The organism is Nocardioides ginkgobilobae (assembly GCF_054781275.1).
The window spans coordinates 71700-93351 of sequence record NZ_BAAGUS010000008.1; the positions used below are offsets into that span (position 1 = coordinate 71700).

18 protein-coding genes are annotated in these 21652 nt (G+C 72.0%); 10 read left to right on the plus strand and 8 right to left on the minus strand.

Annotated features, from left to right (window positions below):
• Positions 1-15: 15 nt before the first annotated feature.
• The 3 genes from ACYVID_RS09665 (at position 16) to fadD1 (ending at position 4393) form a co-directional block, all read left to right on the plus strand.
• A complete protein-coding gene (locus tag ACYVID_RS09665; RefSeq protein WP_460736498.1) occupies positions 16-1119 on the plus strand; it encodes an acyl-CoA dehydrogenase family protein in 1104 nt (367 codons plus the stop codon).
• 15 nt (positions 1120-1134) lie between these two features.
• The gene (locus ACYVID_RS09670) at positions 1135-2754 is read left to right on the plus strand and encodes an AMP-binding protein (protein WP_460736499.1); all 1620 of its coding nucleotides are present in this window, start codon (positions 1135-1137) and stop codon (positions 2752-2754) included.
• 61 nt (positions 2755-2815) lie between these two features.
• The gene (fadD1, locus tag ACYVID_RS09675; RefSeq protein WP_460736500.1) at positions 2816-4393 is read left to right on the plus strand and encodes a fatty-acid--CoA ligase FadD1; all 1578 of its coding nucleotides are present in this window, start codon (positions 2816-2818) and stop codon (positions 4391-4393) included.
• A 27-nt stretch (positions 4394-4420) separates the two neighbouring features.
• Here fadD1 and ACYVID_RS09680 read toward each other — a convergent pair whose 3' ends face one another.
• From ACYVID_RS09680 to ACYVID_RS09690, 3 genes are read right to left on the minus strand one after another with little or no spacing between them, the layout of a single operon-like run.
• Positions 4421-5887: an LVIVD repeat-containing protein gene (locus tag ACYVID_RS09680; protein ID WP_460736501.1), complete on the minus strand. Its 1467-nt coding sequence runs from the start codon at positions 5885-5887 to the stop codon at positions 4421-4423.
• Between the two features lie 4 nt (positions 5888-5891).
• Entirely contained in the window at positions 5892-6998 is a 1107-nt protein-coding gene (locus ACYVID_RS09685; protein WP_460736502.1) for an NAD(P)H-dependent flavin oxidoreductase, read from the minus strand.
• 46 nt (positions 6999-7044) lie between these two features.
• Positions 7045-8688 carry an acyl-CoA synthetase gene (locus tag ACYVID_RS09690; RefSeq protein ID WP_460736503.1) on the minus strand — a complete coding sequence of 548 codons (1644 nt, stop codon included), beginning with the start codon at positions 8686-8688 and terminating at the stop codon, positions 7045-7047.
• A 47-nt stretch (positions 8689-8735) separates the two neighbouring features.
• Here ACYVID_RS09690 and ACYVID_RS09695 point away from each other — a divergent pair, with 47 nt between their 5' ends.
• From ACYVID_RS09695 to ACYVID_RS09705, 3 genes are all read left to right on the plus strand, one after another.
• Positions 8736-9518: a crotonase/enoyl-CoA hydratase family protein gene (locus ACYVID_RS09695; protein ID WP_460736504.1), complete on the plus strand. Its 783-nt coding sequence runs from the start codon at positions 8736-8738 to the stop codon at positions 9516-9518.
• A 73-nt stretch (positions 9519-9591) separates the two neighbouring features.
• Entirely contained in the window at positions 9592-10293 is a 702-nt protein-coding gene (locus tag ACYVID_RS09700; RefSeq protein ID WP_460736505.1) for a hypothetical protein, read from the plus strand.
• Positions 10290-10868, plus strand: a complete 579-nt coding sequence (locus tag ACYVID_RS09705; RefSeq protein WP_460736506.1) for a LemA family protein — start codon at positions 10290-10292, stop codon at positions 10866-10868. The genes ACYVID_RS09700 and ACYVID_RS09705 overlap by 4 nt, the downstream gene beginning before the upstream one ends.
• A 28-nt stretch (positions 10869-10896) precedes the next feature.
• Here ACYVID_RS09705 and fadD8 read toward each other — a convergent pair whose 3' ends face one another.
• Positions 10897-12501, minus strand: a complete 1605-nt coding sequence (gene fadD8, locus ACYVID_RS09710) for a fatty-acid--CoA ligase FadD8 (protein WP_460736507.1) — start codon at positions 12499-12501, stop codon at positions 10897-10899.
• A gap of 70 nt (positions 12502-12571) precedes the next feature.
• The gene (locus ACYVID_RS09715; RefSeq protein WP_460736508.1) at positions 12572-13615 is read right to left on the minus strand and encodes an LLM class F420-dependent oxidoreductase; all 1044 of its coding nucleotides are present in this window, start codon (positions 13613-13615) and stop codon (positions 12572-12574) included.
• A gap of 58 nt (positions 13616-13673) precedes the next feature.
• Here ACYVID_RS09715 and ACYVID_RS09720 point away from each other — a divergent pair, with 58 nt between their 5' ends.
• From ACYVID_RS09720 to map, 4 genes are read left to right on the plus strand one after another with little or no spacing between them, the layout of a single operon-like run.
• On the plus strand, positions 13674-14636 hold the full coding sequence (locus ACYVID_RS09720; protein ID WP_460736509.1) for a Zn-ribbon domain-containing OB-fold protein: 963 nt from the start codon (positions 13674-13676) through the stop codon (positions 14634-14636).
• Between the two features lie 17 nt (positions 14637-14653).
• Positions 14654-15703 (plus strand): thiolase domain-containing protein, encoded by a 1050-nt coding sequence (locus ACYVID_RS09725; RefSeq protein WP_460736510.1) that lies wholly within the window; start codon positions 14654-14656, stop codon positions 15701-15703.
• Complete coding sequence (locus tag ACYVID_RS09730) at positions 15703-16863, plus strand: thiolase domain-containing protein (RefSeq protein WP_460736511.1); 1161 nt, start codon at positions 15703-15705, stop codon at positions 16861-16863. The genes ACYVID_RS09725 and ACYVID_RS09730 overlap by 1 nt, the downstream gene beginning before the upstream one ends.
• 30 nt (positions 16864-16893) lie before the next feature.
• The gene (gene map / locus ACYVID_RS09735) at positions 16894-17661 is read left to right on the plus strand and encodes a type I methionyl aminopeptidase (protein ID WP_460736512.1); all 768 of its coding nucleotides are present in this window, start codon (positions 16894-16896) and stop codon (positions 17659-17661) included.
• Positions 17662-17670: 9 nt separating this feature from the next.
• Here the strand turns inward: map and ACYVID_RS09740 are convergent, their stop codons facing one another.
• From ACYVID_RS09740 to ACYVID_RS09750, 3 genes are all read right to left on the minus strand, one after another.
• Positions 17671-18906 carry a SpoIID/LytB domain-containing protein gene (locus ACYVID_RS09740; RefSeq protein ID WP_460736513.1) on the minus strand — a complete coding sequence of 412 codons (1236 nt, stop codon included), beginning with the start codon at positions 18904-18906 and terminating at the stop codon, positions 17671-17673.
• 25 nt (positions 18907-18931) lie between these two features.
• Positions 18932-20176, minus strand: a complete 1245-nt coding sequence (locus ACYVID_RS09745; RefSeq protein WP_460736514.1) for a cytochrome P450 — start codon at positions 20174-20176, stop codon at positions 18932-18934.
• A gap of 88 nt (positions 20177-20264) precedes the next feature.
• Positions 20265-21521, minus strand: a complete 1257-nt coding sequence (locus tag ACYVID_RS09750; RefSeq protein ID WP_460736515.1) for a cytochrome P450 — start codon at positions 21519-21521, stop codon at positions 20265-20267.
• Positions 21522-21652: the final 131 nt, after the last annotated feature.

Below are 21652 nucleotides of genomic sequence, written 5' to 3' on the forward strand. Positions count from 1 at the left end.
CCAGGACGGACCGCCATGGACTTCTCCTTCACCCCCGAGCAGGACGACGCCGCTGCGCTGGCCGCGCAGATCCTCGACGCCCGTGTGACCAACGACCGGCAGAAGGCCGTCGAGACCACCGGCTCCCGCTTCGACCCCGACCTCTGGGCCGCGCTGGGCGAGGCCGGCTTGCTCTCCCTCGCGGTCCCGGAGTCGTACGGCGGCGCCGGGCTCGGCCTCATCGAGCTGTGCCGGGTGCTCGACGAGGCGGGTCGCCGGGTCGCGCCGGTCCCGCTCGCGACCCACGGCGCGGCTGCCCTCCTCCTGGCCGAGGCCGGCTCCCCCGAGCTCCAGGAGCGCTGGCTCCCCGGTGCGGCGACCGGCGAGTCGGTGCTGACCGTGGCCCTGGCCGAGGAGCGCACGCACCTCCCCACCCTCCCGGTCGTCTCCGCCACCTCCACCGACGAGGGGTGGGTGCTGTCCGGCAGCAAGTCGCTGGTCCGCGCGGGCGACCGCGCCGCGGCGTACCTCGTCAGCGCGACCACGCCCGACGGCGTCGGGGTGTTCCTGGTCGAGGCCGGTGCCACCGGCGCCGGCACCACCCCGGGTCGCACGAGCGACGGCGACACCGTCGTCCGCCTCGACCTGCTGCGCACGCCGGGCACCCCGGTCGGCGCGCTCGACGGCAGCACCGCGAACCGCCTGGGCGACCTGGTCACCGTCACCACGGCCGCGGAGCTGCTGGGGATCACCGAAGGCGCGCTGCGGCTGACCTCGGAGTACGCCAAGACCCGTGAGCAGTTCGGCCGCCCGATCGGCACGTTCCAGGCGGTCTCGCAGCGACTGGCCGACGGCTACATCGACGTGCTCGGCCAGCGGCTGACCCTGTGGTCGGCCGCCTGGCGGCTCGCGGAGGGCCTGCCTGCCGACACCGAGGTGGCGATCGCCAAGCTGTGGGCCGCGGACGCCGCCCACCGCCTGGCCCACACGACCGTCCACGTGCACGGCGGCGTCGGCATCGACCTCGACGGCGAGGCGCACCGCTACTTCACGACCGCCAAGCGGCTCGAGTTCGCCTTCGGTGGCGCCACCGAGCAGGCGCTCTCGATCGGCCGCGTGCTCGCGGCCGAGCCGGCCTGACCCACCGCACCCCCGGTGGTCGAGCAGCGAGCGCAGCGAGCGGGCGTCGAGACCCTCCGCGACCTGCTCCTGGCCCGCTGCGACGACCCGCGCCCGGGACTGCTGTTCGAGGACGAGCAGCTGTCCTGGGCCGAGGTCGTCACCGAGGGGTGCGACCGCGCCGCCGCGCTGCGCAGCCTGCTGGACCCCGACCGGCCGCCGCACGTGGGCGTGCTCCTCGAGAACACCCCGGACTTCCTGCTGACCCTCGGCGCGGCCGCCCTCGGCGGCCTCGTGGTCGTCGGGCTCAACCCGACCCGCCGCGGTGAGGGGCTCGCCGGCGACGTGCGACGCACCGACTGCCAGCTCGTCCTGACCGACGCCGGGCACGCGGACCTGCTCGGGGACGTCGGGGTCCCGGTGGTGCCGGTCGAGTCACCCGACTGGTCCGACCTCCTCGAGCGGCACCGCGGCGCACCCGTGCCGGAGGCCGACGTCGACGCCGACACCCTGGTCATGCTCATCTTCACCTCGGGCACCTCCGGGGACCCCAAGGCGGTGCGGGTGACCCAGGCCAAGGTCGCGGGGCCGGGGACCATGCTGGCCGAGCGGTTCGGGCTCGGCCCGGAGGACGTCGCCTACCTCTCGATGCCGCTCTTCCACTCCAACGCCGTCATGGCCGGCTGGGGCCCGGCGCTGGCCGGGGGCGCGACCGTCGCGCTGGCCCGGCGGTTCAGCGCGAGCGGGTTCCTGCCCGACGTGCGACGGTTCGGGGCGACGTACGCCAACTACGTCGGCAAGCCGTTGACCTACGTGCTCGGCACGCCCGAGCGGGCCGACGACGCCGACAACCCGCTGCGGCTGGTCTTCGGCAACGAGGCCAACGAGCGCGCGATCGCGGAGTTCGGCCGGCGCTTCGGCTGCACCGTCGTCGACTCCTACTCCTCCACCGAGAACGCCGTCGTCGTGCAGCGGCGCCCCGACATGCCGCCCGGCGCGCTGGGGTGGCCGCTGCCGGGCGTCGCGGTGCTGCACGAGGACGGCTCCCCTGTCGCCGACGCGGTCTTCGACGCCGAGGGCCGGCTGCTGAACGCGGACGAGGCGGTCGGGCAGCTGGTCAACACGACCGGGCGCGGGGCCTTCGCCGGCTACTACGACGACCCCGCCGCCGAGGCCGAGCGGATGCGCGGCGGGATGTACTGGTCCGGCGACCTGGCCTACCGCGACGCCGACGGGTGGGTCTACTTCGCCGGTCGCACGGCCGACTGGCTGCGGGTCGACGGCGAGAACCTCGCCGCGGCGCCGCTGGAGCGGATCTGGCTGCGGCACCCGGCCGTCGAGCAGGCGGCGGTGTACGCCGTCGCCGACCCGGGCCCGATGGGCGTCGGCGACCAGGTGGTGGCCGCGCTCGTCACCTCCCGGCCGCTCTCGGCCGAGGAGGTGGGCGCCTTCCTCGACTCCCAGGGCGACCTGCCGACCAAGGGCCGCCCCCGCTGGGTGCGCCTGCTCGCCGACCTCGACGAGCTCCCGCGGACCGCGACGACGAAGGTGCTCAAGCGCGACCTCGCCGCCCAGGGCCCGGTGGCCGGTCGCGGACGGTTGCTGGAGCGGGACGAGCGAGGCACGACGTACGTCGAGGTGCTTGACCGGGTGTGACGCGGGACATACGTTGACGCGCGTCAACTAGAACGTGTTCCAGTCGCAACCAGGAGGCCCGATGGCCGAGAACGTGCAGCAGCTGCTCCGCGAGCGCCTCGAGGACGACGGCACCGCCGTCGTCAGCGGGGACCGGTCATGGACCTGGCGCGAGCACCTCGCCGAGGCCTCCGCCGAGGCCGCCGCCGTCCTCGCGGGAGTCGACCGGGAGCGTCCGGTCCACGTGGGGACCCTCCTCGGCAACTCCCCCTCGATGCTGCGCGCGATGGCCGCGGCCGGGCTGGGCGGCTACGTCCTGTGCGGGATCAACACCACCCGCCGCGGCGAGGGGCTGGCCGCCGACGTGCGCCGCGCCGAGTGCCAGGTGCTGCTGACCGATGCCGAGCACCTGCCCCTGCTCGAGGGCGTGGACCTCGGGGACGTGCGGGTCGTCGACGTCGACTCGGCCGCCTGGGCCGAGGAGGTCGCGGCCGCCGGTGCTGCGGGCGGGCTGGTGCCGCTGCGCGAGGTCGAGGCCATGGACACCTTCATGATGATCTTCACCTCCGGCACCTCCGGTGACCCGAAGGCCGTGCAGGTGGCGCACCTGATGGTGCTGTTCTCCGGGCTGAACCTGGTCGACCGCTTCACCATCACGCCCGACGACGTCTGCTACCTCTCGATGCCGCTGTTCCACTCCAACGCGGTGGTGGCGGGCTGGGCCGTCGCCGTCGCCTCCGGCGCCACGATGGTCCCCACGAGGTTCTCGGCCTCCCGCTTCCTCGACGACGTGCGCCGCCACGGCGTCACCTACATGAACTACGTCGGCAAGCCGCTGGCCTACGTGCTCGCCACGCCCGAGCGCGAGGACGACGCCGACAACACCCTGCGCGTGGCGTTCGGCAACGAGGCCAGCGACCGCGACATCGCGGAGTTCTCCCGGCGCTTCGGCTGCGAGGTGATGGACGGCTTCGGCTCCACCGAGCTGGCGATCATCATCCTGCGCGAGCCCGGGACCCCGCCCGGCTCGATCGGCAAGGGCATGGACGGCGTGGCGATCTACGACGCCGAGACCGTGACCGAGTGCCCGCCGGCCCGCTTCGACGAGCACGGCGCCCTGCTCAACGCCGACGAGGCGGTCGGCGAGCTGGTCAACACCACCGGCGGCGGCTACTTCCAGGGCTACTACAACGACCCCGACGCCAACGCCGACCGGATGCGGCACGGCATGTACTGGTCCGGCGACCTGGCCTACAAGGACGCCGAGGGGTGGATCTACCTCGCGGGCCGCACCGCGGACTGGATGCGCGTGGACGGCGAGAACCTCGCCGCCGGACCGATCGAGCGGATCCTCCAGCGGCTCCCCCAGCTCAACCGGGTGGCGGTCTACGCCGTCAAGGACGAGCACGTGGGCGACCAGGTCATGGCGGCGGTCGTGCTCAACGAGGGCGAGGAGCTCACCCCCGCGCAGCTCGAGGCCTTCCTGGCCGAGCAGCCCGACCTCTCCCCGAAGGCCTGGCCCCGCTACGTGCGGATCAACGCCGACCTGCCCGCCACCGCCACCAACAAGGTGCTCAAGCGCGAGCTGATGGCCCAGGGCGTCACCGCCGACGGCGGCGAGCTGTGGACCCGCGAGGAGCGCGGCCTCTCCTACTCGTGAGGACCGGCCGACGGGGTGCCCAGCCGCTCAGCGCAGGAGCCGCTGGACCCCGTTGGTGAGCCGGACCGCCCAAAAACCGCTGGTCTCGTCGGAGTACCAGATCGAGCGGCCCTCGAGGTCCCAGGCGGGCTGGGAGTAGGCCGACGCGCCGCCGGAGTCGGCGGCCTCGGTGCCGGGGGCGACCGGCATGTTGAAGTAGGCGACCTCGCGCGGGCGCCGTACGTCGGAGATGTCGAAGACCCGCAGGCCCGAGGCGATCATCGAGCAGGCCGCGAGGCGCGGGCTGCGGCGCGTCGGGACCGAGCAGTAATGGCCGGTGTAGCCGCCGACCGGGCTGCTCGCGCCGGGGTCCCCCGCGGCCGCGCGGCGCTCGGCGGGCTGGTGCACCTGCAGCCGCACCGAGGAGACGACCCGCGGCCGCCTCGGGTCGGTGACGTCGATGATCCGCGCGGCGCCGACGGTGTAGTCGGCCGGGTCGACGGAGGTGCCGTTGAGCCCCACCGTGGAGAACTCGTCGACCTGGAACAGGTAGTCCCGACCGGCCCGGCGGAACGGCTCGGCGACCTGCGGGATCGAGCCCTCGGGCCAGGTGAGGTTCGACAGGACCGTGACCGACGGGTTCTCGACCCGGTCCTGGATCTCGCTGACGTCGAGGATCCGCAGGCCCTCGCCGGGAAGCTGGACGGCGGTGAGGTCGTTGCCGATGTGCGCGGCGTAGAGCGTGCGGCCGTCGGGCGAGAGCCGCATGCCGTGATAGTTGACGTTGTACTGCTCGAAGAGCTGCACGGGCGCGGTCGGGTCGGTCAGGTCGATCGCGGTGAACGTCTGGCCGCCCGACGACGCGGCGTAGAACGTCAGCCCGTCGCGGGTCCAGCCGGACTCGTGCCCGAGCGTCGCCGACTGCGTGCGCGAGAGCAGCACCGGCTCGCGGCAGTCGGTGTCGATGTCGTAGACCTCGAGCACCCCGGCCGAGGAGTAGGCGTTGCCCATGACCGCCGCCAGCAGGCCGCGCCGCTCGTTGACCAGCAGCGACTCGTGCGGGCTGAGCATGGTCGGCGTCGTGATGCTGGTGGTCACGACCGGCTCGGCGGGGTCGGACATGTCGACCACGCGCACGCCCTGCCCGCTGGACGCGCCGGTCACCTGGAACGGCGGCGCCACGGGGAGGATCTGGCTGGCGTCGTAGTAGGCGCACTCCCGGCCGCGCGCGTCGACGTACCGGAGCACCTTGAAGCCGCCGGTGCCGTCGAGGTGCCCGACCGGCCTGGTGTTGCAGCGGTAGCCCCTCGCGGCGCGCCCGGACTCGAAGTCCTCGGCCGGCACCCGACCCTGAACGTCGGTCTCGGGGCGGGCGCCTGGCCCGCAGTCTGCGGTCGGGACCGGATTCGGGAACGCGCGGCCGTCGGCCGGGCCGAGGCCGGCGACGCCGACCCCGGCCAGCGCCACCGAGGCGACGCTGACGGCGAGCCGGCGCAGCGGCCCCGCGGCGGTCACGGGGTCAGCCGTTGACCTTGTTGAGGGCCGCCACGGCCTCCTCGAACTCCGAGACCAGGCTGGCCATGACGTCGGCGACCGGGCGCACCTCGTTCATCCGGCCGACGATCTGGCCGACGGGCATCGAGATGACGTCGGGGTCGTTGCTGGCCACGATCCGGTTGTGCGCCTCGGCCACGAGCAGGTTCTGCAGCGGCATCGGCAGCGGCTGCGGGGCACCCTCCTCGGCCCAGGCCTCGGTCCACTTGGTCTTGAGCAGGCGCGCCGGCTTGCCGGTGTAGACCCGGGTGCGGACGGTGTCGGCGGAGGTGGCGCGCGTGAACGCGGTCTCCCAGGCCTCGTGGTTGGCCGAGAGGTTGCGGTACTCCTCGGTGCCGAGCCAGATCGACCCCGTCCAGACGCCCTGGGAGCCCAGTGCGAGCGAGGCGGCGATCTGGCGGCCCGAGCCGATGCCGCCGGCGCCGAGGACCGGCACGTCGGGGCCGACCGCGTCGACGATGTCGGGGGTCAGGACCATGGAGGCGATCTCGCCGGTGTGGCCGCCTGCCTCGTAGCCCTGGGCGATGATGATGTCGACGCCGTTGGCGACGTGGCTGAGCGCGTGCTTGGGGGCGCCGGCCAGCGCGCCGACCTTCACGCCGGCGGCGTGGCACTGCTCGATCACGTCGACCGGCGGGGAGCCGAGCGCGTTGGCCATGAAGACCGGGCGGTGGGTCAGCGCCACGTCCACGTGCGAGCGGGCCATGGAGTGGAGCCAGCCGAGGACGCCCTCGCGACCCTCGCCCTCCTGCAGCGGCGGGACGCCGAGCTTGAGCAGGGTCTCGTCGACGAACTTCTTGTGCTCCTCGGGGATGTAGGCCGACAGGTCGGTCGAGGTGCCCTCGGTGGGGATCTTCATCGGCATGACGACGTCGACGCCGTACGGCTTGCCGTCGGTGTTCTCGTCCATCCAGGTGAGGGTGCGGTCGAGCTCCTCGGTGTCGTTGAACCGCACGCAGCCCAGCACCCCGAGGCCACCGGCGCGGGAGACCGCCGCGGCGACGTGCTCGGAGGGGGTGAACGCCATGATCGGGTAGTCGATGCCGAACTGGTCGCAGATCGCGGTGCGCATGGTCAGGTGTCTCCTGGCAGGTGGTGGGGGGGAAGGCGGGACGGGCTCAGCCGGCGGGCGCGGTCGCGGCCTGGGAGGCGAGCGCCATCTCCTTGGCCGCGGGGTACTGCGCCTTGCCGGTGGCGTTGCGGGGGACCGTGTCGACGACCGTGAGCGAGCGGGGCAGCTTGTACCCCGACAGGTGGGCGCGGAGGTACTCGCGCAGCTCCTCGAGCTCGAGGGTCGCGCCGTCGCGGAGCTGGACCACGGCCGCGACCGCCTGGCCGTACGTCGCGTCCGGGATGCCGACGACGAGGGTGTCGTAGACGGCCGGGTGGCCCTTGATCGCCATCTCGACCTCCTCGGGGTAGACCTTCTCGCCACCGGTGTTGACGCAGTTGGAGCCGCGGCCCAGCAGGGTCACGCGACCGTCGGTCTCGATCCGGGCGAAGTCGCCGGGCACGGAGTAGCGCTCCCCGTCGACCTCGAGGAAGGTCGCCGCGGACTTCTCGGGGTCCTTGTAGTAGCCGACGGGGACGTTGCCGCCGCGGGCCAGCCGGCCGATCCTGCCGACCTCGGTCATCGGGATCGGGCGGTTGTCCTCGTCGAGCACGACCGAGGCGGGGCCCAGGCCGACCACGGGGCCGTCGGTGGAGATCGCGTTCTTGTCCTGCATGCCCATGCCCGAGAAGCCGGTCTCGGTGGCGCCGATCGAGTCGGTGAAGATCGCGTTGGTGAACTCGTCCATCCAGCGCTTCTTCACCGGCGGGGAGAAGATCGCCGCGGAGCTGGAGATGGCGAAGAGGCTGCTGGCGTCGTACGGCGTGCCGGTGGCCTTCTTGCGCTCGTACTCCTCGATGAGCGGGCGCGCCATCGCGTCGCCGGTCATGAAGATGAGCTGGACCTTGTCCTGCTCGATGATCTCCCAGGTGCGCTGGGGGTCGAACTTGGGCTCGAGCACCGTCAGGTGGCCGGCGAAGAGGTGCATGAGCAGACCCGCCTGGGCGCCGCCGTGCATGAGCGGGCTCAGCGGGAAGGTCGTCATCCGGGGGTCGGTGGCCTGCTTGGACTGGTCGAACTCCTCCAGGGGCTCACCGGTGTAGAAGTCGATGCCGCCGCCGAGCACGCGCCAGAAGTCCTCGTGGCGCCACATGACGCCCTTCGGGAAGCCGGTGGTGCCGCCGGTGTAGATGATGTGGATGTCGTCGGCGCTGCGCTCGGCGAAGTCGCGCTCGGCGCTCTGGCCGGCGACCGCGTCGGCGTACAGCACGCCGCCGAAGGCGGAGATGTCCGAGGCGTCGTCGGGGTCGATCGCGTCGGGGATGACCACGAAGGTCTTCAGCTTCGCGTGGTTCGGCGCGACCTTGGCCACCAGGTCGGCGTAGGAGCGCTCCATCACCACGGCCACGACGTCGGCGTTGTCGAAGAGGTAGTTGAGCTCGCCCTCGACGTAGCGGTAGTTCACGTTGATGGTCACCGCGCGGATCTTGACCGTCGCCAGGACCGCCACCACGTGCTCGATGGAGTTCTTGGCGTAGATGGCGACGTGGTCGCCGGGGCCGACGCCCTGGCTCTGCAGGTAGTGCGCCAGGCGGTTGGACTCCGCCTCCAGGTCGGCGTAGGTGGCCACCCGGTCCCCCACCTTCAGGGCGGGGTTCTGCGGGGCGGCGTCGACGGCGTGCTCGAAGAGGTCTGCGATGTTCAGGGCCACGGCCCGAGACTAGAACACGTTCTCGTTTGTGGCTAGCATCACGGCCCATGAGCGACTGCCTGGTGGAGCAGGACGGCCACGTCCTGATCGTCACGATGAACCGTCCCGAGCGCCGCAACGCGCTGTCGAGCGAGATGCTGCGGATCATGGAGGACGCCTGGGACCGGGTGAACTCCGACGACTCCATCCGCGTCTGCATCCTCACCGGCGCCGGCGGCTACTTCTGCGCCGGGATGGACCTCAAGAACGCCGACGAGAAGCCGCCCTCGGAGAGCTTCGAGTCCGGCGAGTTCGACCCCTCCGTCATCAAGGGCCTGCTCAAGGGCTTCCGCCTCACCAAGCCGCTCATCGCGGCGGTCGAGGGCCCGGCGATCGCCGGCGGCACCGAGATCCTGCAGGGCACCGACATCCGGGTCGCCGGTGAGTCGGCGAAGTTCGGCGTCGCCGAGGCGCGCTGGTCGCTCTACCCGATGGGCGGCTCCGCGGTGCGGCTGCCCCGCCAGATCCCCTACACCGTCGCGGCCGAGCTGCTGCTGACCGGCCGCACCCTGCTGGCTCCCGAGGCCAAGGAGCTCGGTCTCATCGGCCACGTCGTGCCCGACGGCCAGGCGCTGGCCAAGGCGCGCGAGATCGCCGACATGATCGCCGCCAACGGCCCGCTCGCGGTCCAGGCGATCCTCAAGACGATGCGCGACTCCGAGGGCAAGCACGAGGAGGAGTGCTGGGCCGACGACGCCAAGGTGGGCGCGGCGGTCTTCTCCTCCGACGACGCCAAGGAGGGCCCGCGGGCGTTCCTGGAGAAGCGCAAGCCCGAGTTCAAGGGTCGCTGAGCGCGGTCCCGCTGCCCTCGCGCGTGTGCGCCCCGGGGGTTCCGCCGCGGCGCCGGTCGGCGAGACTGGCGCCGTGGACCTCTCGGCTCTGGCGGGCACGCTGCCGCTGCTCTTCCCGCTCGCCTTTGTCGTCCTCGCGGGCGTCGCGGTGTGGTGGACGCTGGAGCAGGCCCGCAAGCGGCGCGAGGCCTTCGCGGCGTACGCTGCGTCGCGCGGGTGGACCTACGTCCGCGAGGACCCTGCCCTGGTCCACCGGTTCACGGGCGCGCCGTTCGGGCGCGGCTTCGGCCGGCGCGCGCAGAACGTGCTGCTCGGCCAGCACGACGGCAGGGCCACGGTCGCCTTCGACTACCAGTACTCCCAGCGCACCGGCTCCGGGAAGAACCGACGCACCTCGACCTACCACTTCTCGGTGGTGGCCACGCACCTCGGCGTCGCGCTGCCCGAGCTGTCCGTGACCCCGGAGAACGTCGTCAGCCGCTTCTTCGGGCGCGTCTTCGACAGCGACGTGCAGCTGGACTCCGAGCAGTTCAACCGCGCCTTCACGGTCGGGGCGCCGGACCGGAAGTTCGCCTACGACGTGCTGCACCCGCAGATGATCGAGATGCTGCTGACCCGCCCGGACCTGGCCTGGCGCACCGAGGGCGACTCGCTGGTGATGATCAGCTCGGGCAAGCACTCCCCCGCCCTCGTCGAGGACCGGCTCGCCGCCATGGACGGGATCGCCGACCGCATCCCCGAGTTCGTCTGGCGCCAGCTGCGGGGCCAGGGATGAGCGGCGGAGCGGGCGTGCTGCTCCTGGTGGGCGGCGGCCTCCTGCTCGTGCTCGGCCTCGCGGTCGTGGTGATGTACAACCGCTTCGTCCGGCAGGTGGCGCTGGTCGAGCAGTCCTGGAGCGGCATCGACGTCGAGCTCACCCGCCGCCACGAGCTGATCCCGAACCTGGTCGAGGCGGTGCGCGGCTACGCCGCGCACGAGCGGGAGCTGCTGGACGTGCTCGTCCGCGCCCGCGAGGACGCCGCCGCCCACGCCGGCGACCGCCCCGCCGCACGCGGCTCCTACGAGGACCGGGTCGGCTCGGCGCTCGGCCGGGTGCTCGCCCGGGCCGAGGCCTACCCCGACCTGCGGGCCAGCGAGGTGTTCCTCGCGCTGCAGGACGACCTCGCGCTCACCGAGGACCGGATCGCCGCGGCACGGCGGTTCTACAACGGCAACGTGGCCGCGCTGAACACCCGGGTCCGCACCGTGCCGTCCAACCTCGTGGCGGCAGCCTTCGGGTTCGACGAGCGCGACTTCTTCGAGCTGGCCGACCCGGCCCACCGGGCCGCCCCGACGACCGGTCTGGGCTGAGACCCGTCCACCGTCGTACGCCGAGCGGTCAGCCGACGGAGCGGTCGCCGGTCCAGAACTGTGCGCGCAGGGCCTTCTTGTCGGGCTTGCCGAGGCCGGTGAGCGGCAGGGCGTCCGTGGTGATGACCTGCTTGGGCGCCTGCACCGAGCCCTTGCGCTCCTTGACCATCTCCTGGATCTCGTGGACGACCTGCTCGGTGAGCTCGTGGCCCTCGCGCAGCACGACGATGGCGGTGACCGCCTCGCCGAACTTCTCGTGCGGGGTGCCGATGACCCCGACCTGGGCGATCGCGGGGTGCTCGGCCACGACGTCCTCGACCTCGCGCGGGAAGACGTTGAAGCCACCGGTGACGATCATGTCCTTGGTGCGGTCGACGATGTACCAGAAGCCGTCCTCGTCCTCGCGGGCCACGTCGCCGGTGTGCATCCAGCCGTCGCGGAAGGTCTCCGCGGTGACCTCCGGGAGCTTCCAGTAGCCGCCGGAGAGCAGCGGCCCGGCGACGCAGATCTCGCCGGGCTCGCCCACGGGGACCGGGTTGCCGTCCTCGCCCAGCAGCGCGGTGCGGACCATCGCGGCAGGCCGCCCGCAAGAGGAGAGCCGCGCGTCGTTGCCGCTGGCCACGGCCTCGGCGTGGTCGGACTTGGAGAGGTAGGTGATGACCATCGGGGCCTCGGACTGCCCGTAGTACTGCGCGAAGATCGGCCCGAAGCGCTCGATGGCCTCCTTGAGCCGCACCGGGTTGATCGGTGAGGCGCCGTAGTAGACGGTCTCCAGCGAGGACAGGTCGCGGGTTCGGCTGTCGGGGTGGTCCATGAGGGCGTAGAGCATCGAAGGCACCAGCATGGTGGCGGTGATCTTGCGCTCCTCGATGGTGCGCAGCACCTCGGCGGGGTCGAACTTCGTCAGCACGACGAGCTCGCCACCCTTGATGACGGTCGGGGTGAAGAAGGCTGCCCCCGCGTGCGAGAGCGGGGTGCACATGAGGAAGCGTGGGTTCTCCGGCCACTCCCACTCCGAGAGCTGCACGGCGCTCATGGTGGAGAACGACTGCGAGAGACCGATGACGCCCTTGGGCTTGCCGGTGGTGCCGCCGGTGTAGGTGATCGAGGTGATGTGGTCCGGGGGCAGCAGCACCGCCTCGAGCGGCCGCGGCTCGAACTGCGCGGCCGCGGCGACGAGGTCCTTGCCGACGTGGGCGAGCGACTCGGGCACCGGGCCGATCGTGAGGACCTGCTCGAGCCCCGGGCACTTCTCCAGCAGGCCGACGGCGCGCTCGGCGAAGACCGGGTCGACGACGAGGACGCTGATCTCGGCGTCGTTGATGACGTAGGCGTGGTCGTCGAGCGAGCCGAGCGGGTGCAGCGACGTGCGCCGGTAGCCTTGGGTCTGGCCCGCGCCGAGGATGAACAGCACCTCGGGGCGGTTGAGCGCGAGCAGCGCGCCGGCAGTGCCGCGCCCGGCGTCGAGGGACTCGAAGGCCTGGACGTACTGGCTGATCCGGTCGGCGGTCTCGCCGCCGGTGAGGACCGTGTCGCCGAGGTGCATCACCGGCTTCGTGCGATGCCGCTTGAGGGCGGCGACCATGAGGTGGCCGTTGTGGGTGCCGGTGCGCAGGGTGTCGGTCGCGGTCATGGCCGTGAGACTAGAACGTGTTCCAGTTCGGGTCCAGCACCCTGCGCGCCGGCGGACGCGCCGGCCCTGCTCAGGCGAGCAGGTCCGCCACCCGGCGTACCTCGTCGGGGGTGTGGAGGCTGACCAGCAGGGTCGTGACGCCGGTGTCTTCCCACTCCGCGACCTTGTCCTTGACCTCCTCGGGCGTGCCGATGATGTGCAGGTCCTCGACCAGCTCGTCGGGGATGATCGCGGTCGCCTCGTCCTTCTTGCCGGCGAGGTAGAGCTCCTGCACCTTCACCGCGACGTCCTCGTAGCCCATGCGGATGAAGACCTGGTTGTGGAAGTTCATCTCCGCAGCCCCCATGCCGCCCATGTAGAGCGCCGCGAACGGCTTCATGGCATCCAGGGCGCGGCGCTTGGCGTCGGCGTCCGGGACGATCTCGAGGTGGCAGGTGGCCGCGATCTCGAAGTCGTCGCGGGTGCGGCGGGCGCCGGGGCGGGCGAAGCCCTCGTCCAGCCACGGCTGGTACATCCCCGCCGACTTGGGCGTGTAGAAGATCGGGATCCAGCCGTCGGCGATCTCGGCGGTCTGGGCGACGTTCTTGGGTCCCTCGGCGCCCAGCCAGATCGGCACGTCCGCGCGCAGCGGGTGCGTGATCGGCTTCAGCGGCTTGCCGAGGCCGAGCGAGCCGGGCCCGGTGTAGGGCAGCGGGTAGTGCGGGCCGGCGTTGGTGACAGGGCCCTCGCGGCGCAGCACCTGGCGGATGATGTCGACGACCTCGCGGGTGCGGGCCAGCGGCTTGGCGAAGGGCTGGCCGTACCAGCCCTCGACCACCTGGGGGCCGCTCACGCCCATGCCGAGCACCAGCCGGCCACCGGAGAGGTGGTCCAGCGTCAGGGCGTGCATGGCGATCGAGGTCGGCGTGCGTCCGGACATCTGCACGATCGAGGTCCCGAGGCGGACGTTGCTCGTCTCGCGACCCCACCAGGCGAGCGGGGTGAAGGCGTCGGAGCCCCAGGCCTCGGCGGTGAAGATCGCGTCGAAGCCCGACTCGTCGGCGGCCTGCACGAGGTCGCCGTGGTGCGTGGGCATCTGTGCCTGCCAGTAGCCCAGCTGAAGTCCCAGTTTCATGGTGGACACCCTGCCAGAACAGTTGCCTTCGGCATAGAACACGTTCTAGTTTCATCCCATGTCCCGCACCCTGTCGGCACCGGTGACGGTCGCCTTCGACTACACCCGATCCACCGGACCCGTCCTCGGACGCTTCCTCACCGGCCTGCGCGACGGCGTCGTGGTGGCCGGGCGGACCTCCGACGGCCAGGTCGTCGTCCCGCCGCCGGAGTACGACCCGGTGACCCACCAGGCCATGGACGACTTCGTCGAGGTCTCCTCCGAGGGCACGGTGAGCTCGTGGACCTGGGTGCCCGAGCCGGTCAAGCACCAGCCGTTCGACCGCCCCTTCGCCTTCGCCCTCGTGACGCTGGACGGGGCGACGAAGCCGCTGCTGCACGCGCTGGACGTCTCCTCCCCCGACGACGTCACGACCGGGATGCGGGTGCGGATCCGCTGGGCCCCGGAGCGCGTGGGCGCCATCACCGACATCGAGTGCTTCGAGCCGGTGCGCGACGGCGAGCCCTCCCCCGCCGAGGTCGCGCCCGCCGGTGCCGTCGACCCGGTGACCGGCATCGTCGTGCCGGTCAGCCTCGACTACACCTACGCCGCCAGCCCGGAGGAGTCCGCCTTCTACCGCGGCCTGGCCGAGGGCCGGATCGTCGGCCAGCGGTGCCCCTCGTGCCGGAAGGTCTACATCCCGCCGCGTGCGGCCTGCCCCTCGGACGGGACGCCGACCGACGAGGAGGTCGAGCTGTCGCACACCGGGACGGTCACGACGTTTTGCATCGTGAACGTGCCCTTCCTCGGGCAGCGCATCACCCCGCCGTACGTCTCGGCCTACATCCTGCTCGACGGCGCCGACATCGCCGTCCTGCACCTGATCCTCGACATCCCCGCCGACGAGGTCCGCATGGGCATGCGCGTGAAGGCGGTCTGGAAGCCCCGCGAGGAGTGGGGCACCACGATCGAGAACATCAGCCACTTCGCGCCCACCGGGGACCCGGACGCGGACTTCGACACCTACAAGCAGCACCTCTGAGACGCGGGAGAGAACTGATGAGAGACGTCGCCGTCGTCGGGTTCGCCCAGCGACAGATGCCCGAGTTCGACGGGTCCCCGACCTGTGTGGAGCTCCTGGTCCCGCTGTTCAAGGAGTGCTACGAGCAGACCGGCTGGACCCGGCGCGACGTGGGCTTCTGGTGCTCCGGCTCCTCGGACTACCTCGCCGGGCGGTCCTTCTCCTTCGTGCAGGCCGTGGACGCCATCGGGGTCATCCCGCCGGTCAACGAGTCGCACGTGGAGATGGACCTGGCCTGGGCGATGTACGAGGCGTGGATCAAGATCCAGACCGGCGAGGTGGACACCGCGCTCGTCTACGCCTTCGGCAAGTCCTCGGCCGGCGTGCTGCGCCGCACCCTGTCGCTGCAGCTGGAGCCCTACACGATGACCCCGCTGTGGCCCGACACCGTGTCGCTGGCGGGCCTGCAGGCCCGCGCCGGCATGGACGCCGGTCTCTGGGACGAGCGCGCCATGGCCGAGGTGGTCAACCGCTCGCTGACCGACGCGGAGAAGAACGAGTGGGCGGTCCGCAAGGGCGGGTCCTCGGTCGAGGAGCTGCTGGCGCGCCCGCTCTACGCCGACCCGCTGCGCAAGCACGACTGCGCCCCGGTCACCGACGGCGCCGCGGCGCTGGTGCTGGCCGCCGGCGACAAGGCGCGCGAGGTGCGCGAGCGCCCCGCGTGGCTGACCGGCCTGTCGACGTACGTCGACGCGATGACCATGTCGCGCGACCTCACCGTCTCGGACTCGGCCCGCCGCTGCGCCCAGGCGCTGGACCTCGGCGGCGTGGACACCGCCGAGCTGCACGCGCCGTTCAGCCACCAGGAGCTGGTGCTGCGCAGCGCCGCCGGCCTGGCCGACGACGTCACCATCAACCCCTCGGGCGGCGCGCTCGCGAGCAACCCGATGTTCTCCGCCGGCGGCATCCGGGTCGGCGAGGCCGCCGCCCGGATCTGGGCCGGGGAGTCCGACAAGGCGCTCGCCCACGCGACGAGCGGCCCGGCCCTGCAGCAGAACTTCATGTGCACCCTGGAAGGACAGAGCTGATGCCCAAGCTCCCCGCAGCGGTCGTCGGCGTCGGCCAGACCCACCACCGCGCGCAGCGCGCCGACGTCTCGATGGCCGGGCTGTGCCGCGAGGCCATCGACCGGGCCCTCGCGGACGCCGGGATGACCCTCGACGACATCGACGCGATCGTCGTCGGCAAGGCGCCCGACCTCTTCGAGGGCGTGATGATGCCCGAGCTGTTCCTCGCCGAGTCCCTCGGTGCGGCCGGCAAGCCGCTCCTGCGGGTCCACACCGCGGGCTCGGTGGGCGGCTCGACGGCGATCGTCGCGTCCTCGCTCGTCCAGGCCGGGGTGCACAAGCGCGTCCTGACCGTGGCCTACGAGAAGCAGTCGGAGTCCAACGCGATGTGGGCGCTGTCGGTGCCCGTGCCGTTCAACATGCCGGTCCACGCGGGTGCCGGCGGCTACTTCGCACCGCACGTGCGCTCCTACATCCGCCGCGCCCAGGCACCCACGCACGTCGGCGCCATCGTGGCCGCCAAGGACCGCACCAACGCGCTGAAGAACCCCTACGCGCACCTGCGCGAGGCCAAGACCGTCGAGCAGGTGCTGGCCTCCCAGATGCTCTGGGACCCCATCCGGTACGACGAGACCTGCCCCTCCTCCGACGGCGCCTGCGCCTTGGTCATCGTCGACGAGGACACCGCCAAGGCCTCGCCGAACCCGGCCTGGATCCACGGCACGATCATGCGCTCGGAGGCCACCACCGCCGCCGAGCGCGACCAGGTGAACCCGCAGGCCTCGCGTGACGCGGCGGCCGCGCTGTGGAAGCAGGCCGGCATCACCTCACCGATCGACGAGATCGACGCGGCCGAGATCTACGTTCCCTTCTCGTGGTTCGAGCCCATGTGGCTGGAGTCGCTCGGGTTCGCCGAGGAGTACACCGGCTGGAAGCTCACCGAGTCCGGCGCCACGGCGATGGACGGCCGGATCCCGGTCAACTGCTCGGGCGGCGTCATGTCGTCGAACCCGATCGGCGCCTCCGGGATGCTCCGCTTCGGCGAGGCGGCGCTGCAGGTGCGGGGCGCCGCCGGCGAGCACCAGGTCGACGGGGCCCGCAAGGCGCTCGGCCACGCGTACGGCGGCGGCTCGCAGTTCTTCGCCATGTGGGTCGTCGGGTCGGAGAAGCCGAGCAACTAGCGGTGGCCGCCCCTCGGTAGGGTCGGCGTCATGATCGAGCTCAGGACGCCGACCCAGATCGAGCAGATGCGACCCGCGGGCCGCTTCGTCGCCTCGGTCATCTCCGCCCTGGCCGAGAAGGCCGCGCCCGGGGTCAACCTGCTCGAGCTGGACGCCCTGGCCCACGACATGATCAGGGCCGCCGGTGCGGAGTCCTGCTACATCGACTACCACCCCTCCTTCGGGGCCTCGCCGTTCGGCAAGGTGCTGTGCACCTCGGTCAACGACGCGGTCCTGCACGGCCTCCCCCACGACTACGTCCTGGCCGACGGCGACCTGCTCTCCGTCGACTTCGCGGCCTCGGTGGACGGCTGGGTGTCCGACTCCGCGCTCTCCGTGGTCGTCGGCACGCCCCGCGAGGAGGACCTGCGACTCATCGAGGTCACCGGTCGCGCGCTGGAGGCCGGCATCGAGGCGGCACGTCCGGGCAACAAGATCGGCGACATCTCCGCCGCGATCGCCGGGGTCGCGCGCGCCGCCGGGCTCTCCATCAACACCCAGTTCGGCGGGCACGGGGTCGGCCGCACCATGCACGGCGACCCGCACATCCCCAACGACGGACGCGCCGGCCGCGGCTTCAAGCTCCAGCCCGGCCTGGTCATCGCCATCGAGCCGTGGTTCCTGCACACCACCGACGAGATCTACACCGACCCCGACGGCTGGACCCTGCGCAGCGCCGACGGCAGCCGGGGCGCCCACATGGAGCACACGGTCGCCATCACCGAGGACGGCCCGCTCGTCCTCACCGCGCGCGACTGACCCACCGACTCAGCGTCGGCGGGCGCCGACCAGGGTGAACCACCGCTCCTTGAGCCCCAGTCGGGCCTTCACCTCGTCACCGGGCACGGTGGCGGTGCCGGTCGTGCCGACCAGCCGCAGGGTCGTCACGCGCCCGCCCCACTCACCGCCGCCCTCGCGCCCGACGACCTCCACAGCCGTGAGGTCGCCGACGGCGGGCCGCAGCTGCTCGAGGGCGGTGTCGGCGACCATGCGCCGCCAGGTGTGGTTCGGGTTGGGTGCCCAGTCGTCCCACGGGTCGCGCTGATCGACCAGGTAGGGCAGCCCGGCCGCCAGGGCGCGGCCGCCGTTGCTCGAGGAGTACATCGTCAGGGCCGGGAGGCCGCCGTGGGTGAGGATCGTGCCGGTGGTCGCGGACACCGCGGCGTCGCCCGCTGCGGTCTCGCCCCCCACGCCGCCGTACACCTGGCACGAGGTGGTGTCGCAGACGTCCCAGGCCCGCTCCGCGCTCCGTGACCGCACGGCGTAGGTCCGGGCCGCGACGGCCTGGGCGGCCACCGCGTGCGCGGGCCAGGACGCAGGCATCTCCCGGGTCACGACGCCGCGGACGTACTCCTCGAGCGGCAGGGTGTTCACCGTGCCGACCCCGGGCACGGCGACGAGGCGCCCGCGGTACGACGCCTCGCCGGTCGGGGTCACGAGCACCAGCGGTCCCCCACCGGCCGCGAAGCCGGCCCCGGCGGGCACCGGTCGGTCGGGACGCCACCGCAGGGTCCCCGCCGCGGTGTCCCGACGTTGCAGCCGCGGCCCGCGCGGGGTGAGCGCGAGCCGCCACTGGTCGGTGACGCCGTCCGGGAGCACGGTCACGGTGCCGCCCGCGACGAGCTGCAGCCCGGGCTGGTGCCGGACCACGAGGTCGGGCGTGGTGTCACCGGTGAGCAGCACGCGGATCTCACCGGTGGCTGCGCCGCGGCGGGTGCCCGGGTAGTAGAAGTCGAGGATCTGCTGCCAGGTCAGTCCCGCTGCTGCGGCCCCGCCGGCGCCGTACTGGCTCATGCCGTGCCCGTGGCCCCAGCCGTGCCCCCGGAGCACCACCCAGCTGTCGCCCGGGACCGCCAGCAGCCCGGCCACGTGCCGTTCGCGTGCCTCCACCGGCGCGGCCACGGACTCCTCGCCGTGCGGCACCGCGTGCGCCGGGCCGGGCACGAGGGACACCGACGTGACGGCGGCGAGGGCCGCGAGGAACGTCCGAGAGGGGCGGGTCACCCCGCTCCCATCGGCCGCCCGGTGCTCAGGTGTAGGAGACCTGCAGGTCCTTGATGCCGTTGACCCAGGCGTGGCGCAGCCGCGAGGGCTCGGCGAGCCGGGAGATGTCCGGCACCAGGTCGGCCAGGGCGCGGAAGATCACCCGGATCTCCTGGCGGGCGAGGTTGGCGCCGAGGCAGTAGTGCGCCCCGTGGCCGCCGAAGCCGAGCTGCGGGTTGGGGTCGCGGGTGATGTCGAACCGGAACGGGTCGGTGAAGACGTCCTCGTCGAAGTTGGCGCTGGCGTAGAACAGGCCGACGCGCTGGCCCTTGGCGACGGGCACCCCGCCGACCTCGGTGTCGCGCAGCGCGGTGCGCTGGAACACGCTGATCGGGCTGGCCCAGCGCACGACCTCGTCGACCATCGTGTCGGGGCGCTCGGCCTTCCACAGCTCCCACTGCTCGGGGTTGTCGAAGAAGGCGTTCATGCCGTGGGTGATCGCGTTGCGGGTGGTCTCGTTGCCGGCGACCGCGAGCAGGATCACGAAGAAGCCGAACTCGTCGTCGGTCAGCCCCCGGTCGCCGCTGTGGGCGTGGACGAGCTTGGTGACGATGTCCTCGCGCGGGTTGGCCTTGCGGTCGGCGGCCATCATCATCGCGTAGGCCAGGATCTCGGCGGCCGCGACGTCCGGCTCGCCCGCGATGTCGGGGTCGTCGGAGGCGAGCATCTGGTTCGACCAGTCGAACAGCTTGTGCCGGTCCTCCTGCGGGACGCCGATCAGGTCCGCGATCGCCTGGAGGGGCAGCTCGGCGGCGACCTGCTCCACGAAGTTGCCGCTGCCCTGGGCCAACGCGTCGGTGACGATCTGGCGCGAGCGCCGCTCCATCGTCTCCTCGAGCTCGGCGATCGAGCGGGGCGTGAAGCCGCGGCTGATGATCGCCCGGTGCTGCGTGTGGTGCGGCGGGTCCTGGTTGAGCAGGATGGTGCGCTGGAGCTCGACCTGCTCCCGCAGCATGCCCTCGGAGAAGCGGATGATCGCGCCGTTCTCCTCGGTCGACCAGTCCTTGGAGTTCTTCGACACCGCCGAGACGTCCGCGTGCTTGGTCACCGCCCAGTAGCCGCTGCCGGACTCCTCCGACATGCCGTCGTAGGTGCCCTTCTCCTGCTCCACCCAGGTGACGGGGAACTGCCGGCGCGCGGCCCGGAACGACTCGTGCGGGATGCCCCGCTCGAGCAGGAAGGGGTCGGTGAAGTCGGAGAATCCCTCGGGCAGGACGTCGGCGACGGACATGGCGCTCCTCGTGCGTGGGGTGTCGAGCAGTGGTGGCGGTGCTGGGTGCGGTTCTGGATGCGGTGCGGGGTGCGGTGCGGGCAGTGTGTCAGTGGTGGTAGGCGACCGGCATGGACTTCACGCCGTTGAGCCAGCCGCTGCGCAGGCGGGCCGGCTCGCCGAGCAGCTCGACCCTCACGCCGCTGTCGGCGATGGCGTTGAAGATCAGGTCGACCTCCATGCGCGCCAGGTTGGCGCCGATGCAGTAGTGCGCCCCGTGGCCGCCGAACGCCTGGTGCGGGTTGTGGTCGCGCAGCACGTCGAAGGTGAAGGGGTCGGTGAAGACGTCCTCGTCGAAGTTCGCGCTGGCGTAGAGCAGGCCCACGCGCTCGCCGGCCGGGACCTGGATGCCCCCGATCTCGACGTCGCGCACGGCGGTGCGCTGGAAGGCCGTCACCGGGGTGGCCCACCGGATGATCTCGTCGGTCGCCGTCGCCGGGCGCTGGGCGACGAAGGTCTCCCACTGCTCGGGGTGGGTGGCGAAGGCGTGCATGCCCCAGGTGATGGCGTTGCGCGTGGTCTCGTTGCCGGCCACGGCCAGCAGGATCATGAAGAAGCCGAACTCGTCGTCGGTGAGGCCGCGGCCGTCGACGTCGGCGCTGACCAGCTTGGTGACGATGTCGTCCTGCGGGTTCTTGCGGCGCTCGTCGGCCAGGGCCATCGAGTAGCCGAGGATCTCGGCGAACGCGACCATCTGGTCACCCTCGACGGTCGGGTCGTCGTACGACATGAGCTGGTTCGACCAGTCGAAGAGCTTGCCGCGGTCGGCCTGCGGCACGCCCAGGAGGTCGGCGATCGCCTGGAGCGGCAGCTCGGCTGCCACCTGCTCCACGAAGTCGCCGCTGCCGGACTCGACCGCCTCGGCCCAGATGGTCCGCGCGCGGGCCTGCAGGTCGTCGTGCAGGGCGGCGATCGCGCGCGGGGTGAAGGCGCGGGAGACGATCTGGCGCAGCTTGGTGTGCTCGGGTGCGTCGTGGTTGATGAGCAGGAAGTTCGACGCCTCGCGGTTCTCCTTGGTCATGTCGGGTGCGAACCGCATGATCACGCCGTTGGCGTTGGTGGAGAAGTCGGTCTGGTTCTTCGAGACCGCTGCGACGTCGGCGTGGCGGCTGATGGCCCAGTAGCCCTCGTGGTCCGGGAAGCCCGCCCGGGCGACCTCGTCCTGGACGACGAACGAGACCGGCGCGGTGCGACGCAGCGCGAGCAGCTCCTCGTGGGGCATCCGGGCCAGCATCAGGTCGGGGTCGGTCGGGTCGAACGGCGCCAGGGGGGTCTCGGCGATCGTCACGGGCTGCTCCCTCGTCATGGGCTCGTGGTGGGGTGGGCGTGACCTGCTCGTCCGACGGCACGGTCGTGCGATGTGGAACACGTTCTAGTGAGCAGCATTACATACCGTCGGTACGGCGGCAACGATCTCACCCGGAGTGGCACTGCCGT